This is a genomic window from Corynebacterium kalidii (assembly GCF_022869005.1).
In the GTDB taxonomy this organism is placed as follows: Bacteria; Actinomycetota; Actinomycetes; order Mycobacteriales; family Mycobacteriaceae; genus Corynebacterium; species Corynebacterium kalidii.
Genome location: NZ_JALIEA010000011.1, coordinates 239372 through 255451 on the forward strand (window position 1 = coordinate 239372; position 16080 = coordinate 255451).

Annotated in this window: 12 protein-coding genes; 4 read left to right on the forward strand and 8 right to left on the reverse strand. The window is 70.6% G+C overall.

Going from position 1 to position 16080, the window contains the following annotated elements:
• Positions 1-13: 13 nt before the first annotated feature.
• Positions 14-1261 (forward strand): sucrase ferredoxin, encoded by a 1248-nt coding sequence (locus MUN33_RS04255; RefSeq protein ID WP_244803664.1) that lies wholly within the window; start codon positions 14-16, stop codon positions 1259-1261.
• Here MUN33_RS04255 and MUN33_RS04260 read toward each other — a convergent pair.
• The 4 genes from MUN33_RS04260 to MUN33_RS04275 form a co-directional block, all read right to left on the reverse strand.
• On the reverse strand, positions 1245-1919 hold the full coding sequence (locus tag MUN33_RS04260; protein ID WP_244803665.1) for an AMIN-like domain-containing (lipo)protein: 675 nt from the start codon (positions 1917-1919) through the stop codon (positions 1245-1247). The two genes, MUN33_RS04255 and MUN33_RS04260, sit on opposite strands and share 17 nt — an antisense overlap.
• A gap of 75 nt (positions 1920-1994) precedes the next feature.
• Positions 1995-2687, reverse strand: a complete 693-nt coding sequence (locus MUN33_RS04265) for a methionine ABC transporter permease (protein WP_244803666.1) — start codon at positions 2685-2687, stop codon at positions 1995-1997.
• Positions 2684-3727: a methionine ABC transporter ATP-binding protein gene (locus MUN33_RS04270; protein WP_244803667.1), complete on the reverse strand. Its 1044-nt coding sequence runs from the start codon at positions 3725-3727 to the stop codon at positions 2684-2686. The genes MUN33_RS04265 and MUN33_RS04270 overlap by 4 nt, the downstream gene beginning before the upstream one ends.
• A complete protein-coding gene (locus MUN33_RS04275; RefSeq protein WP_244803668.1) occupies positions 3720-4619 on the reverse strand; it encodes a MetQ/NlpA family ABC transporter substrate-binding protein in 900 nt (299 codons plus the stop codon). The genes MUN33_RS04270 and MUN33_RS04275 overlap by 8 nt, the downstream gene beginning before the upstream one ends.
• A gap of 134 nt (positions 4620-4753) precedes the next feature.
• On the opposite strand from MUN33_RS04275, the gene MUN33_RS04280 reads away from it, so the two are divergent.
• Positions 4754-7939 (forward strand): error-prone DNA polymerase, encoded by a 3186-nt coding sequence (locus MUN33_RS04280; protein WP_244803669.1) that lies wholly within the window; start codon positions 4754-4756, stop codon positions 7937-7939.
• Positions 7940-7947: 8 nt separating this feature from the next.
• Here MUN33_RS04280 and MUN33_RS04285 read toward each other — a convergent pair whose 3' ends face one another.
• Complete coding sequence (locus MUN33_RS04285; protein WP_244803670.1) at positions 7948-8934, reverse strand: MinD/ParA family ATP-binding protein; 987 nt, start codon at positions 8932-8934, stop codon at positions 7948-7950.
• A gap of 227 nt (positions 8935-9161) precedes the next feature.
• Positions 9162-10526, reverse strand: coding sequence for a lipase family protein (locus MUN33_RS04290; RefSeq protein WP_244803671.1), 1365 nt, complete (start codon positions 10524-10526; stop codon positions 9162-9164).
• Positions 10527-10648: 122 nt separating this feature from the next.
• On the opposite strand from MUN33_RS04290, the gene MUN33_RS04295 reads away from it, so the two are divergent.
• Positions 10649-11890, forward strand: a complete 1242-nt coding sequence (locus MUN33_RS04295; RefSeq protein WP_244803672.1) for a CE1 family esterase — start codon at positions 10649-10651, stop codon at positions 11888-11890.
• 4 nt (positions 11891-11894) lie between these two features.
• On the opposite strand, the gene MUN33_RS04300 is transcribed toward MUN33_RS04295, so the two are convergent.
• Positions 11895-13289: a C1 family peptidase gene (locus tag MUN33_RS04300; RefSeq protein WP_244803673.1), complete on the reverse strand. Its 1395-nt coding sequence runs from the start codon at positions 13287-13289 to the stop codon at positions 11895-11897.
• Positions 13289-14710: a C1 family peptidase gene (locus tag MUN33_RS04305; protein WP_244803674.1), complete on the reverse strand. Its 1422-nt coding sequence runs from the start codon at positions 14708-14710 to the stop codon at positions 13289-13291. The genes MUN33_RS04300 and MUN33_RS04305 overlap by 1 nt, the downstream gene beginning before the upstream one ends.
• 81 nt (positions 14711-14791) lie before the next feature.
• Here MUN33_RS04305 and MUN33_RS04310 point away from each other — a divergent pair, with 81 nt between their 5' ends.
• Complete coding sequence (locus MUN33_RS04310) at positions 14792-16075, forward strand: M18 family aminopeptidase (RefSeq protein ID WP_244803675.1); 1284 nt, start codon at positions 14792-14794, stop codon at positions 16073-16075.
• Positions 16076-16080 lie beyond the last annotated feature (5 nt).

The window sequence follows — 16080 nt, forward strand, 5'->3', positions numbered from 1 at the left end:
TAGGATCGGTGTCATGCCCACCACATGGAACCCCAGGTCGGGGCTCTGCTCCGACATCACCCGGGAGCCCCTGCCCGGAACAGCGAAGACGGGGCGCCTGATCGTCGCGGTCGCGTACCCGCAGGGGTGGGGCAAGGACATCCTCGACGGGGAGGCCCTGGGCAAGGACCTCGCCGGGCAGGTGAAACGGTGGCTGAAGAAGTACCGTGCCCAACTGCAGTTCATCCGCCGTCCCGGGCGTGCCGGCCAGACCGGTGCAGGGCAGGACGGCGCCGTCGTCGCCTTCATCGCCGACGCCGGGGCGACACCGCCGACGCTGGAACGGCTGGAACTGCCCGACGGGGTGCGCGGCCTGCCGGAGGTGGACCTGTCGACGCCGGGTGCCGTGCCCGGTGCCACCCGGGTGGACCACCCCCTGCTGCTGGTGTGCACCCACGGGAAGCGCGACCAGTGCTGTGCCCTGAAGGGACGTCCCCTGGCGGCCGCCCTGGCAGAGCGGCACGGCGGGCCCTCCGGTGAGCAGGTCTGGGAATCCTCGCACACCAAGGGGCACCGGTTCGCCCCGTCGATGATCCTGCTGCCGTACAACTACTCCTTCGGTTCCCTCGACGTCCCCGGTGCCACGGCGATGATGGAGGCCGTCGCGGACGGCCGTCTGCCGGTGGCCGGCAACCGGGGGAGGGGGATCTTCGACGCCCGTGGCCAGGTGGCCGAGCTCGCGGTGGCGGCGCTGCTGGAGTCACAGGGGTGCCCCGTGTCGCCGGGGGAGCTGACCGTCGGTGAGGAGGTGGCACAGCGTGCCCAGCCTGCCCAGCCGCCCGCCCGACCTTCCGCAGACGACGCCGGGCAGGACGCCGGGCAAGACGTCTACGCCGCATTCTCCCGGGCGGTGGACCCGGAGCTCCGCCGGCGGGCGGGCGAACTGATCACCGAGCGGATCGAGATGAAGGCCACCGGGCGTTACCCCGAGCTCAAGGAGCTGTACCGCTCCGGGTACTTCCAGCCGGTACGGGACTACGAGCGTGCGGTGAAGGACGCGGCGGCCGCCCACGGCCTGGGCCGGAAGAAGGACCGGAAACACCGGAAGGACGGGAAGGGCGCGCCCCCGGTGCTCCGGGTGTATCGGGGCGGGGAGTCCTGGGCCGTGACGCTGGAGTCGCAGCCCTGTCACCCGGTGGTGTCGTCCTGCGGGGACCGCCCCAAGGAGGGCAGGTCCTGGGTCGCGGTCGACGTCCGGGCGGAGGTCACTCCGGCCGGGTGACGTCCACGACGATGCGGGTGGGCGAGTCCAGCAGGCTCACCCGGTAGTTCGGGGCACCGTCGCCCAGCCCGACGACGATGCGCTGCACGCCCTCGAAGGCGCCCTGGACCCCCACGGAGCGGAGGATCCCGCCCGCGGCGTCGTGCACCGGGGACGGGCCGCTGGGGGAGACGGTGGGCTGCACCACCCCACGGACGTCGATCAGCAGGGCGGTGTCGCCCCCGTAGCCGATCGGCAGGCCCGACCCCGCGGCGGTGGGGGAGATGTCGGTGGAGACGTGCCAGCCCGGCGCCCCGGTGCCGTCGAGTTCGACGACGATCCGGTCGACACCCTCGTGGGAGGTCGTGCGGATCTCGGTGACGCCCATCCGGGTCCCGTCCTCGGGGAGGACGTCGAGCGGCTGTGAGCCGACCAGGGGGCCGGCCTCGCTCGACGCGCGGGGGACGGGGGAGCTGAGCTCGGCGCCCGGGGCGTCGAACTCAGCGGCCTGGGCGGTGGTGGAGCCGGTGGAGGCACTGACGGCCGTGACCCTCTCGTCCCGGGGGGACTGGCCGGAGGAGGCGCAGGCGGTCACCGACACACAGAGACACCCGGCGGCCAGGGTGGCGCCGACCACGGCGTGGCGTCTGGTCCGGCGGGTGTCTGCGGTTGTGTTCACGGGCTCAGAGACTACCCGGCGTCCCGGTGAAAAACACCGCTATCGGACGCGGGGGCCCGTATTGTGACCGTATTGTTACCGGCGCATGATCTTCCGTGCCAGCCAGTTGCCGAACAGCTGTGCAGCCTGGACGATCACGATGATGGTGATCAGCGCGACGTAGGTGACGTTGCTGTCGAAGGCGCGGTAACCGTACTGGATGGCGAAGTCACCGAGTCCGCCGGCGCCGATGTAGCCGGCCATCGCAGACATGTCGACGATGGCGATGAACATGAACGTCGCACCCAGGATCAACGGCCCGAGGGCCTCGGGGATGATCACGGTGAAGATGATCCGCAGCGGTCCGGCGCCCATCGCCCGGGCGGCCTCGATGACCCCGGGGTCGATGGAGACCAGGTTCTGCTCGACGATGCGTGCGGCGCCGAAGGTCGCGGCGACGATGATCGCGAAGGTGGCGGCGTTGATGCCCAGGATCGAGCCGACCACGACATTCGTCAGCGGCCCGAGGGCGGTGATCAGGATGATGAACGGGATCGGGCGGACCACGTTGACCAGGACGTTGAGGACCCAGAACACCGGACGGTTGGCCAGCACCCCACCACCGCGGGTGGTGTAGAGCAGCACACCGACGACCAGGCCGGCGAGACCGCCGATGATCAGGCCCCAGACCGCCATGTAGAGCGTCTCGACGATGGCGTCCTGGTAGATGGGGGTCAGGAACTCCCAGTTGGTGTCCTTCGCGAGGAGGAGGGTGTCTGTGGTGCTCATCGGATCTCCTCGATCTCGGTCGTGGTGGACAGGGTGCGGTAGAACGACTCGACGGCGTCCTCGCCCTCAGGGGTGGTGGCTGTCATGCGCACGGTGAGCCGCCCGAACGAGTGGCTCTGCAGGGTGGTCACCCCGCCGTGGACGATGTTCACGCTCACGCCGGCACGTTCGGCCTCGGAGACGGCGTGGAAGAACCCCGCGCCCTCCTTCATGGTCACGGTGAACAGGCGTCCGGTGTGGTCCTGCAGCGCATCGGCCTCGACCATGTCGGGGGTGTTGCGCAGGGAGGTGGCGACGAAGTTCGCCGCGGTGTCGGTCTGCGGCTGCGAGAAGACCTCGTAGACGCTGCCCTGTTCGACGACCCGGCCGTTCTCCATGACGACCACCCGGTCGCCGATGGTGCGCACGACCTCCATCTCGTGGGTGATCACCACGATGGTGATGCCGAGCTCCTCGTTGACCTTGCGGAGCAGTTCCAGCACCTCGCGGGTGGTGGTGGGGTCCAGCGCGGAGGTGGCCTCGTCGGCGAGCAGCAGCGACGGGTTCGTCGCCAGTGCCCGGGCGATGCCCACACGCTGCTTCTGGCCACCGGAGAGCTGCTCGGGGTAGGAGCGGCCCTTCTCGGACAGGCCGACGAAGTCGAGCAGTTCCTTGACCCGTGCCTCGCGCGCGGCCTTGTCCATGCCCTGCAGTTTCAGCGGGTAGGCGATGTTGCCGGCGACGGTGCGGGAGGACAGCAGGTTGAACTGCTGGAAGATCATGCCGATGTTGCGGCGGATCCCGCGCAGTTCCCGCTCGCTGAGCGGGACGATGTCCTGCCCGTCGAGCAGGACCTGGCCGCTGGTGGGCTTGTCCAGCCCGTTGATCTGGCGGACCAGGGTGGACTTGCCGGCACCGGAGTAGCCGATGATGCCCACGATGGAGCCGGGCGGGACGGTGATCGACACGTCCTCCAGTGCGGTGACCGACTTCTTCCCCTGGGAGAAGACCTTCCCGACGTTGCGGAACTCGACGGCGGTGCCGGTGGCTCCGCTACTCATCCGCGCCGCCCTGCTCACGGATCTTCTGCTCGGTGTCGGCGAGGATGTCCCGGAGCTCCTCGGGGGAGTTCTCCGCACTGACGGCGGTGCCGGCGGTGTCGTTGGCGACGGCCTCCTGGACCTCGTCGGAGTGCCAGATTTCGACGAGCTTGCGGTAGTCCTCGTCGTCCTTGTTCTCCTCGGTGGTCACCCACACGTTGATGTAGGGCTGGGAGGAGGGGTCGTCCGGGTTGTCCTTGAAGACGGCGTCGTTGGCGTCGACGTCTGCGGCGGCCAGGAAGTTGTTGTTGATCACGGAGGCCTGGCCGTCGTTGTAGGCCACGGCGGTCTGGGAGGCGTCGACCGGGGTGACGGTGACGTCGGACTCCTCGGCGACGATGTCGGCGGGGGTCGGGGTGAGCAGGTCGTCGTCACGGAGGGTGACCAGGCCGGCGGCGGCGAGCACCTTGATGGCACGGCCCTGGTTGGTGGTGTCGTTGGGGATGACGACGTCACCGGCCTCGGCGATCTCCTCCACGCTGGAGTAGTTCTTGGCGTAGACGCCCATCGGGAAGGTCTGGGAAGCGCCGAAGGGGACCAGGCCGTAGTCCGCCTTGACGTTCTCCTCGGCGAGGAACTGGATGTGCTGGAACTGGTTGACGTCTAGTTCCCCCTCGGCGAGGGCCTTGTTGGGCATGCTGTAGTCGGTGAAGGACACGACGTCGACGTCGAGGCCCTCCTCCTCGGCCTTCTCCTGGAAGACCTGCCACTGGCTCTTGTCCGCCTCGGTGGAGCCGATGCGGATGGTGTCGCTGTCTCCGTCGCCGCCGTCGCTCATGCAGGCGGTCAGGCCTGCGGCGGAGAGGGTGGCGACGGCGCCGATGACGGCGGCTTTCTTCAGACGCGTGATCAAGGGGTCCTCCTGGGGACGTCAAAGGGGGGTAGCGGGTTTCGCGCAATGCTAGTAGTAGTACCGCAGGATGGACCGCTCTGTCTAGTTGCCTTCCGGGGCGGGACGTGTCCGGCCGGTGCGCTAGTATCGAACGTATGTTCAGTAACGGTCGGGCGCTCAGCTGGTCACGCATGGAACGGATCCTCTCCGGTGTGGACGTCGGGCCGCTCCGGATCGTCGGCGAGCGCACCGGCGAAGGCGCCGGACGTGCGGTGCCGGGTACCCGCCCGACGGTCCCGTTCGCGGAGCTCCATGCCGCCGGCTCCTACAACTTCCTGCGTGGCGCCAGCGACCCCGGGGAGTACGTGGCGGCGGCGGTGGACCTGGGGCTCACCGCCCTCGCCGTGGTCGACCGGGACGGCCTCTACGGCGCGGCGCGGTTGGCCACCGCCGCCGCGGAGGTGGGCCTGGCCACGGTATTCGGCGCGGAACTCTCCGTCTTCGGTCCCGGGACGGCACCCCTGACCGTCCTCTGCCGCGGGCAGGAGGGGTACCGGCGGCTCTCGCACGTCATCACCGGGGCACGCATGGCGCGTCGGGACAAGGACGCCGCGGACTACCCGCCCCTGCGGGAACTCGCGGAGTCCGCCGGCGGGAGCTGGTACGTCCTGGTCGACCACCACCATCTGCCCCGGGCGGCGGAGATCGTCGAGGCCTTCGGGTCCGACACCTGCCTGGTGGAACTGGGGCAGACGATGAACCCGGCGGACGTCGACCGGAACGCCGGCCTGCACGGGCTCGCCCTGGAGTACGGGCTGGTCGAGATCGTCTCCACCGCGGCGACCTGTGCGACCCCCGCGCAGGCGCATCTCGCCGGGGCGAAGGCGGCGCTGCACGACAGGGAGGACGTCCAGGCCGCCATGCCGCGCACGCACCCGTTGGGTGGCCCGTGGCTGCACTCCGGTGACGACATGGTGGCGCTCGCCGGCGACTGCGACTGGCTCGCGGAGGCCGTCGCCACCAGTGCCCGCGTCGCCGGGGAGTGCGCCTTCACCCTCGACCTCGTCGCCCCGCAACTGCCGCACTTCCCGGTCGGGGAGGGGCACACCGAGATGAGCTGGCTACGCGCCCTGACGACGGCGGGGGCGGAGAAACGCTACGGCTCCAGGGACGTGTTCCCGAAAGCCTGGGAGGTCATCGACCATGAACTGGGGATCATCGGGTCACTGGGTTTCCCCGGCTACTTCCTCATCGTCAACGAGATCGTCACCTTCTGCCACGACAACGACATCTACTGCCAGGGACGGGGGTCGGCGGCGAACTCCGCGGTCTGCTTCGCCCTCGGCATCACCAACGTCGACGCCGTCCGTGGGGAACTGCTCTTCGAACGATTCCTCTCCCCGGAGCGCGACGGGCCGCCGGACATCGACCTCGACATCGAGTCCGGACGGCGCGAGGAGGTCATCCAGCACGTCTACGACAGGTACGGTCGCGACAACGCCGCCCAGGTCGCCAACGTCATCACCTACCGCACCAAAGGAGCCGTACGCGACGCCGCCCGGGCGCTGGGCCACGACCCGGGACGCGTCGACGCCTGGTCGCGCGGCCTGGAGGAACCGCCCGGACCGGTGCGGGACCTGGCGTCGTCCCTGAAAGGCCAGCCCCGTCACCTGGGGATCCACTCCGGCGGGATGGTCATCTGCGACCGGGCGATCGCCGACGTCGTCCCCACCGAGTGGGCACGTATGGAGGACCGGTCGGTCCTCCAGTGGGACAAGGACGACTGCGAGGCCGTCGGACTGGTGAAGTTCGACCTCCTCGGCCTCGGCATGCTCGAGGCGCTCCACCACATCGTCGACCTCGTCGAGGAGAGCACGGGCGAGCATGTCGAGCTGTGGACGCTCCAGCCCACCGACCCGGACGTCTTCGCCATGCTCGCCCGCGCCGACGCCGTGGGCGTCTTCCAGGTGGAGTCCCGTGCCCAGCTCACCACCCTGCCCCGGCTGAAACCACGGGAGCTGTACGACCTGGTGGTCGAGGTCGCGCTGATCCGTCCCGGGCCGATCCAGGGCGGGTCGGTGCACCCCTACATCCGCCGCCGCAACGGGGTGGAGGAGGTGTCGTACGACCCGCCCGAACTCCGGCACGTCCTGGAACCCGTGCTGGGACGCACCTACGGCATCCCGCTGTTCCAGGAGCAGCTGATGCAGATGGCCGTCGCCGTCGCCGGCTTCACCCCCGCCGAGGCCGACAACCTGCGTCGCTCCATGGGGTCGAAACGCTCCCCGGAGAAGATGGAGCGGATGCACGGGCGCTTCATCGACGGATGCTGCGACCTGCACGGGATCGGCAGGGACGCGGCGGAGAGGCTCTGGCGCAAGATCGTCGCCTTCGCGTCCTACGGCTTCCCGGAGTCGCACGCCCAGTCCTTCGCCTCCCTGGTGTACTACTCCGCGTGGTTCAAGTACCACTACCCGGCCGAGTTCTGCGTGGGCCTGCTGCGCTCCCAGCCGATGGGGTTCTACTCGCCGCAGTCGCTGGTCGCCGACGCCCGTCGGCACGGTGTCGGTGTCCGGCCGGTGGACGTCAACGCCTCCCTGGTCGAGGCCACCGTGGAAGAGGGCGAGATCCGGTTGGGCCTGGGGTCGGTGAAGGGCCTCGGGAAGGCCGCGGCGGAACGGCTCGTGGCCGCACGGACCGAGCGCGGGTCGGACTTCACCGAGGTCGCCGACCTGTCGCGGGAGGCCGGCCTCGCCGTGGACGAGGTGTCCGCCCTGGCCCGTGCGGGAGCGTGCGGCAGTCTGGGCCTGAGCCGGCGGCAGGCGCTGTGGGCGGCGGGCACCGCGGCCACCGAGCGCGCCGGGATGCTGCCCGGGACGTCCACGGTCCCGACACCCGCGCTACCGGGAATGAGCGCCTTCGAACTGGCCGCGGCGGACGTCTCGTCGACCGGCGTCACCCCGGACGGGCACCCGGTCCGGCTGCTGCGCGCCCGGCTGGACACCTGGCCGGGGAACTTCCCGGTGGTGCCGGCGTCGCAGCTGCTGTCGGTGGAGGACGGGAGGCGCGTCCTCGTCGCCGGGGTGGTGACCCACCGTCAACGCCCGATGACGGCCGGCGGGGTGACGTTCCTCGGGATGGAGGACGAGACCGGACTGGTCAACGTGATGGTGTCCCCGGGGCTGTGGCGGGCACGACGCAAGGTGGCGACCACCTCACGCATGCTCATGGTCCGGGGTATCGTCCAGAACGCCGGTGGGGCGGTGACCGTCGCCGCCGACGCATTCGAACCCCTGGAGATGGCGGATGTCCTGGCATCCCCCTCCCGTGACTTCCGGTGACGGTCCGGTCACACCGCGGCGTGCCGGTGCCAGCTGCCGAAGTCCTCCGCCACCGTCGCGGCGAGCTCGCGGTAGGCGCGGAACGTCGCCGGGGTGAGCCGGTCCAGGTCCACCACACCACCCTCCGACAGGTGACGGTCGAAGGGGATCCCCCGGACAGCCCGCGTCCGGGCAGCGAAATGCGAGGTCAGGACGTCAGGATCGACAGCCGCCTGCCCCGGGTGCGCCCCGGAGACCACGACGACGGCATTGGCCACCAGGTCACCGTGACCATGGTGGTCGAGCCAGTCCAGTGTGGCCTCCGCTGACCTCGCCCCGTCCAACGCCGGGGACGTGACGAGGACGAGCATGTGCGCGAGGTCCAGGACCCCGGTCATCGCGCTGTGCATCAGGCCCGTCCCGCAGTCGGTGAGGATGATGTTGTAGTGGTGCTGCAGCACATCCACCGCCCGCCGGTAGTCGGACTCGCTGAACGCCTCCGAGACCGCCGGGTCGCGGTCCGAACCGATCACCTCCAGTCGGCTGGCGGCCTGGCTGGTGCAGGACCTGACCTGCGGGTACCGCGAGGCGTCGGGGAGCTCCAGGAGGTCCCGGACCGTCGGGGTGGCGTGGAGCGGGTCGGACGGGTCGGCGGCCTGGTCCACCACACGGTCGGCCAACGTCCCGAGGTCGGGGTTGGCGTCCACGGCGATGACCCGGTCACCGCGTTGTGAGGCGAACATGCCGCCGAGCGTGACGGTGGTCGTCGTCTTGCCCACACCGCCCTTGAGGCTGAGGACCGCTATCCGGTAGTCGCCGCGGAGCGGGGTGAGGATGCGCTCCTGGACGGCACGTTCCTCGCTCTGGCCTGTCGATTCCCCCGGGTTCACCCGGCCTCCGGAGAGGCGGTGGACCAGGCGGCGCCACCCGGACGGTGGAGCGGCCGCCACGGCGCCGACCATCGCCGACGCGTCCAGCGTGGTGTCCGGACCGGTGGTGTGTGCAGGTACGGTCATCGGTGAATTCCCCCTTGGATCGTGTTCCGGTCCCGTGTTGTCCCGGCCCCCGGTGACGAGGGTAGCCGGTGCCGGTGGCCGGCGGGGCGGAATGCCCGGGAAGGTGGGGGAGGAGATGGGGCGGCTGGACGGTCGTCGCACTCCATAACCACATTAACAACACGAAAGCCCAGGTCAGATTTCGATAACCTGTTGATGGGGTGCGATGACCGGAGGCCGGGTGCCGCCTAGAACCGTCCGCAGTTGCTGGGCGCCGGCCGGTCGTTGAAACGGTCGACCATGTAGGTCATCGCCGGGCCGGCGGTGGTGAGCATCGGCACCGCGTGGTTGATCGCGGACTTCGGGAGGATCGACGGCAGCGGGTCGGTGACGAACTGGACGGTGCCACCGGCCTCGCAGTAACGCGCGGCGGTGTCGCGGGCCTGCTGCCAGGGGATGGTGTCGTCGTTCCGGCCGTTGGCGATCATGATCGGGGCGTTGACGTCGGTGTAGGTCGAGCCCAGCCGGTAGCTCTCCAGGACGGACCGCAGCCGGTCGTCGTCGCGGGCGATCTCGCCGAAGGACCGGCCGTCGGTCGTCAGCGTGCGGGTGTCCGTCAGGCCCCACCGGGCGATGGAGTCGGCGATGCAGCGGTCCCGGGTGTCCGCGAGGAACTCCTTGCCGCGGTCGTTGAAGTACTTGTCCTTCAGGGGAGCCAGTTCGGGGTGGCGCTCCAGGGCGCCGTTCAGGGCGTAGCCGAGCACGCCGGTGATGGCGTGGTCGTCCACGGCGTCGACGACCTCGAGCAGGTCGGCGGGCGGGGCGCCGGCGAAGGTCCCCTTGACGTTGAGCTCGGGGGCGTAGGACGAGGCCATCTCGGCGGCGGCCGCCGCGGCGCCGCCGCCCTGGGAGTAGCCGAAGAACCCGACGGGGGAGTCCGCCGGCAACCCGAGCCGGGACAGTCCGGCGCGGGCGGCGTCGAGGGTGGCCTGCCCCTGCTCAGGGTTGTTGACGTAGGTGTGCTGGCCCGGTGTGCCGAGTCCGATGAGGTCGACGACGACCACGTTCATGCCCAGTGCGCTGGCGGCGGCGTGGAACGGGTACTCGTAGTTGACGTTGAGCGCACCGTTGCCGGTGTCGACCCCGAAGAGCTGGAAGGAGCTCCGTGACGGTGCGCAGAGGTCACCGGACCCGCGGGTGCCCGGGGTGTAGACGAGGGTGGGGGCGGGTCCCTTGCCGTGCCAGGTGCCCGACGCCTTGAGGACGGTCCCGCTGGTGGCGACCCGGTCGCCGTCCTCGGTGGTGGAGGTGTAGAGGATCCTCTCGGCGCTGCCGGGGCCACCGTCGCCGGCGAGGTCGAGGAGTTGTGGTGCGTCCTGGGCGCGGATGAGCTCCCCGGGCCGGGCGGGCAGGGTCTCCGGTGGCTGGTAGAAGGGGTCGGTGTCGGGGGAGGGTGCGCCGGCCGGCGGGGGCCAGGAGAGTCCCGGGATGTCGTCCGGGCCCAGGGTCGAGCCGGGGGCCGCGGTCCCGGTGGCCACTGTCGCGAAAGCGACGGCCGCCGCCGTGGAGAGTGCGGCGGCGCGTGTGAGCATCCGTCGTGTGAGGTACGTCATGGCGTTGAGCTTATCGCCGGCCGGGGCCGGTGTTGTCCCGTTCGATACAATTGGGCGAAAGAACATGTGCGGGGTGCGTGGCAGGGTTGCTTCCGGGGTATCTGACCAGTAGAAATGGTGGGGTGCAACAGTCCAACCCGCAGGAGTCCCGAGACCTTCCCCCGGTCCGGCGGACGTCAGGTCCCGTCCCCGGACCCCGCCCGGACAGCACCGGTGACGGGTGGGGCGACGGCCGCGAAGATAGCTGGGACGGCGACCGGGAAGATCACCGCGACGAGGACCACGACGGGGACTACGCCGGCGGGAGGCCGGCAGGCCGTGTCCGCCGTCGGGTCACCAGGTCACTGGGTGTCCTCACCGCCACGGTGATGGTCGGTGTCCTGGTGTGGGCGGGGCACTCCCCGGCAGGGGAGAACCAGGCGGCGCTCCGGGAGTACCGGGAGCAGACGGTGCGGGAGAACGCCGTCGCCGCGTCGGAGAGCATCGTCCCCACCGCGGCGGAGGCCGACCTGGGCACCGGGCCGCGTCTGGACGGTCCCGCGCCGGGGCACTCGAAGAGGATCTCCCTGCGCAGCGGCGACCGTACCCGTGAAGGTGTGCTGTCGGTGCCGGAGGGGTACACCCCGGAGAAGTCCTACCCGGTGCTGCTCACCTACCACGGCTACCGCGAGACCGCCCAGGGCTTCCACGACTACGCCGGCTTCGACAGGAAGCCGGTGATCACCGTGTCGATGCAGGGCGTCGGCGACGCCTGGGAGGGTGCCCCGTACTCGAAGACGAAGGACGGCGAGGACATCCGCTTCACCCGTGACATGCTCGCCGCACTGAACACGACGTACAACGTCGACCGGTCCCGGATCTACGCCGCGGGCATGTCCAACGGTGGCGGCATGGTCGCCAAGCTGGCGTGCCGCGAACCCCGCCTGTTCGCCGCCGTCGCCGCGGTCGCCGGGGCGTACTACAGCGGGACGCGGACGAACTGCGTGGAGGACGCCGGCCGTGCGCCGTCGTTCCTGGAGATCCACGGGACGAAGGACGAGACGATCAACTACGGCGGCGGGTCACGCCACGGCGGCACCTACATGGCGGCCCGTGACCTGGTGGAGGACGTCGCCAGCCGGAACCACTGCCAGAGCACCCCGGTGACCACGGCGTTGGCGGGGGACGTCCGGCGTCAGCAGTGGCCGATGTGTTCACCGGGGACGTCGGTGGTCCACCTGCGGGTCGGCGACGGCGGACACACCTGGCCGGGCGACGCCTCGGGTGCCTCGGGCGCGGCGTCGGACTCGGCGGAGGTGACGTCCTACTCGCTGGACGCCACCACCGAGGTGTGGACGTTCCTCTCCGGGCACCGGCTCACCTGACAGGTCAGCGGGCCAGGGCACCCATCGGGTCCCACGCCGGCAGGACGGTCGGGGTGGTGTCCAGGGCCGCGCGGTACTCCTGCGGGAGACGGTCGCGGTGCACGGCGATCTCGAAGACGTACTGGTCGAACCAGTTGTCGTTCATCGTCCAGAAGCCCTTCTCCGCGGCCTTCGGGCCCCAGGAGTTCTCCACGCGCCAGCGGACGGGCCGGCCGTCGTCGTCGACGTCCACGCCGGTGAACACCATGGCGTGGGTCATCTGTGACTCGCCGGTGAGCAGCCGTTCCTCCTTCGTCAGGTCCAGTTCCACGTCGTAGAAGCCCTCGTAGTCGTGGAGGTGGGCGTCCCAGACGCCGCGCTCCCGGTAGGACTGTGCGGCGGTGTCGCACCCGAACCACACCGGGCGGCCGTCCTGCAGCGACTCCAGCACCGCGGCCTTGATCACCTCGACCGGCGCGTTGACGTAGGTCACCGGGGCGCCGCCGACGACGTTGCCCAGGTGCTCGACGGTGAACAGGCCGCCGCGCGGGGAGGTCCGGCGGGGGTCGTCGACCACACAGACGTACTCGCCCAGGTCGGCGGGGAGGTACCTGGCGGCGAAGTCCCGCGGGGTCATCTCGCCGACGCGGTGGAACTCGTCGTTGCGGTCCCGGTACTGCCAGACGAACCGTTCCGGCGGGGTGCCCAGGTGGACGGTGAGGATGCGGTGCACGTCGGCGAGGGTGCCGCGGTGCACTTCCCGCACATCGGCGCCGTCCTGGCGCATCCGGGTCGCCCCGGCGCGCAGGGCGGTGGCCAGGTCGCGGTTCATCGCGCGGGTGTCGGAGGACGAGCGGGTCTCCGGCATCGCGTACTTGGGGACGGCGCCGTACTTGTCGACGAGGGCGACGAACATGTTCCACTGTCCGCCGTCCTCGACGGGGTCGGCGAGCAGGTGCTGGACGGTCCGGTCGTCGATGTCGCGGTCGGTCAGCCCGGCCATGGCGCAGAGGAAGTGGTTGGCCTTCTCGAGTTTGTCCCAGTAGTGCAGGTAGGTCTGGGAGAGTTCGAGGTCCTTGACCCCGGTGGCGTCGATGACGCCGCCGTCACCGCCGCGCAGGGCGTTGAGGCCGGCGAAGATCCAGCAGCGCCCGGACTTCTTCTGGTCGGCGACCGACCAGGAGTCCAGTTTCACGGAGGTGGAGCTGTCGGTGGTGGCCAGGACGTCCCGGTCGAGGGTGACGGTCTCGACGTTGGCGGCGGTCGCGGCGTTGCGTGCGACGCGGAAGGACGGGTCGGCGCGCAGCGTGTCGCCGAGGGCGGCGAGCTGGCGGGGGTCGACCCCGGCTCCGGCCGCGGCGGTCGTGCTGGCCGTGGCGGCGGTGGTCGTGGTGGTCGTCGTGTCGGTTGCTGTCGTCATCAGGCCATCGCATCCCAGATCGGAAGGTCAGTGGTGTCGCCGCGGTCGAGCGCGGCCAGTGCGTCGGTGAGGTCGTCGGTGAGGCCGCTGGCCGAGGCGTCGGTGAGGCGCCGGCGGGGGACGACGACCTGGAAGACGTTGTCGGCGAACCAGTTGTCGGCCATGGTGCCGTAGCCGCCGCCGGCCAGTTCGGTGTGCTGGGCGTGGCTCTTCGTGCCCCAGGAGTTCTCCACGCGGAAGCGTAGGTCGCCGGCGGGGGAGCGGTCGTACCCGGTGAAGACCATGCCGTGGGTCAGGCGTGACTCGGCGGTGGCCATCTGCCCGGCCTTGGTGGTCGCGGAGTCGGTGCCGTACAGCGCGTCGAGTTCGAGCAGGTCGGCGTCCCACACCCCGGAGGTGGCGACGAACTGGCGGTTGACGTCGCAGGCGAACCACACCGGTTCGCCGTCGTCGAGGCTGTCGGTGACCAGGCGGCGCAGCGTGTCGATGCCGGCGGTGACGTAGCTGAAGTCACGGGTGCCCCACATGTTGTTCTCGTGGGTGATGCTGAACGCCCGGCCCGCCGCGTGGCGCGGGTCGTGGACGACGCTGACGTAGCTGTCGAGGTCGTCGGGCAGCATCTCGGCGGCGAACTGCTGCGGGGTGTAGGTGCCGCCACGGTGGAAGCCGCCGGCGGAGTCGCGGTACTGCCAGGTGAACTCCGTGGGCGGCAGGCCCAGGTGGATGGCGGTGACCCGGTGGGCGTCGGCGAGGGTGTCGGCGATGACGGCCTCCGTGGCGGCGGCGTCCCCGTCGGCGACGGCGTCCCGCAGTCGCAGGGCGCCGCGGCGCAGGACGGTGCGCAGGCGGCCGTCGAGCTGCGGCGTGCGCCCGGAGGCGAAGGTCTCCGGCATGGCGTAGGACGGCACGACGCCGTACTTCGCCACGAGGTTGGTGAAGTAGTTCCACTGCCCGCCGTCGGAGGCGGGTGCCTGCAGCAGGGCGGCGACGGTGCGGTCGTCCAGGTCGGTGACGCCGTCGCGGAACAGGGTCTCCAGTGTCCGCAGGACGTGGTTCGACTTCTCGATCTTGTCGTGGAACTGCAGGTATGTGTGGGAGAACTCGAACTCCTTGACGTCGAGTTTCTCCGCCACCCGGTGACGGAAGACGTTGTAGGCGGCGAACATCCAGCACCGTCCCGACTGCTTCTGGTCGCTGACCCCGAGGGAGTCCAGCTTCACCTCGGTGGTCGGGTCCAGGGCGACGACGGCGTCACGGTTCAGGGCGACGGCGTTGACGTCCGCCGCGGTCACGGCGTTGCGTGCGATCCGCAGGGCCCGGTCGCCGGTGGCGGCGTCGCGCAGTCCGGTGAGCAGGTCGGGGGTGAGCGCCGGTGACGTCTCGGCGACCGTCCCGGGTGACGTGGGTGGTGAGGTACTCATGCATCCGTTATACCTCCCGGTCGGGTGCACCACGCCCGGCCCCCTGAACCGGGCGGATGTGCGGGTGGTTTACTGGTTCCCATGACCGGCTCCGACTGTATCGACTGCATGGATTTCATCGACTTCATCGACGCCGCCCCCAGCAGCTACCACGCCGCCGCGGAGGTCGCGTCGCGGCTGGAGGCCGCCGGGTTCGTCCGGCAGGACGAGACGGCACGGTGGGACGCCTCGCCGGGCGGACACTACATCGTGCGTGGGGGAGCGGTGCTGGCGTGGCGGATCCCGGAGACGGCCGGCGGCGATAGTGCGCGGGGGTTCCGCATCGTCGGCTCGCACACCGATTCGCCGGGGCTGAAGCTCAAGCCGGCCGGCGACGTCACCGGGCCCGGCGGGTGGCGGCAGGCCGCGGTGGAGGTCTACGGCGGGGCGGTGCTGCCGTCCTGGCTGGACCGTGAGCTGCGCCTGGCCGGACGGGTCGTCCTGTCCGACGGGTCGGAGCACCTCGTACGTACCGGGCCGGTGCTGCGGGTGCCGCACCTGGCGATCCACCTGGACCGCACCGTCAACAACGGCCTCACCCTCGACCGGCAGCAGCACATGCTGCCGGTGTTCGCCGTCGGCGACGGTGCCCCGACGATCGGCGAGGTCGTCGCGGACGCCCTCGGCGTCGACGGGGTGTCGGCCGGGGACATCCTGGCCCACGACCTGATCACCGTCGACGCACACCGCGGTGAGGTGTTCGGTGCGCGCCGGGACTTCGTCGCCGCCGGACGTATGGACAACCTCAGCAGCGTCTACACCTCGCTGCAGGCCTTCCTCGCCCTCGGGGAGACCGACGCCATCCCGGTGCTCGCCGCCTTCGACCACGAGGAGGTCGGCAGCGCGACGACCAGCGGGGCGGCGGGACCGGTGCTGGAGGACGTCCTGACCCGCACCGCCATGGCCCTGGTGGCGGACGCCGAGGAGACCCGGGCGATGTTCGCCCGGTCGACCTGCGTCTCCGCTGACGCCGCGCACTCGGTCCACCCCAACTACGCAGGGAAGCACGACCCGGTGCACCGTCCGGTGGTCAACGGCGGCCCGGTGCTGAAGGTCAACGCCAACCAGCGCTACGCCTCCGACGCCGTCACCTCGGCGGAGTGGCGGGCGGCGTGCCGGGCCGCCGGGGTGCCCGACCAGGTCTTCGTGGGCAACAACGAGGTCCCCTGCGGGTCGACCATCGGCCCGGTCACCGCAACGCGGCTGGGCATCCCCACCGTCGACGTCGGGATACCGCTGCTGTCGATGCATTCGGCGCGGGAGATGGCGGGCGTGCACGACATCGCCTGGTTCACCGCCGCACTGCAGGAGTGGTGGGGGCGGTGAGCGGC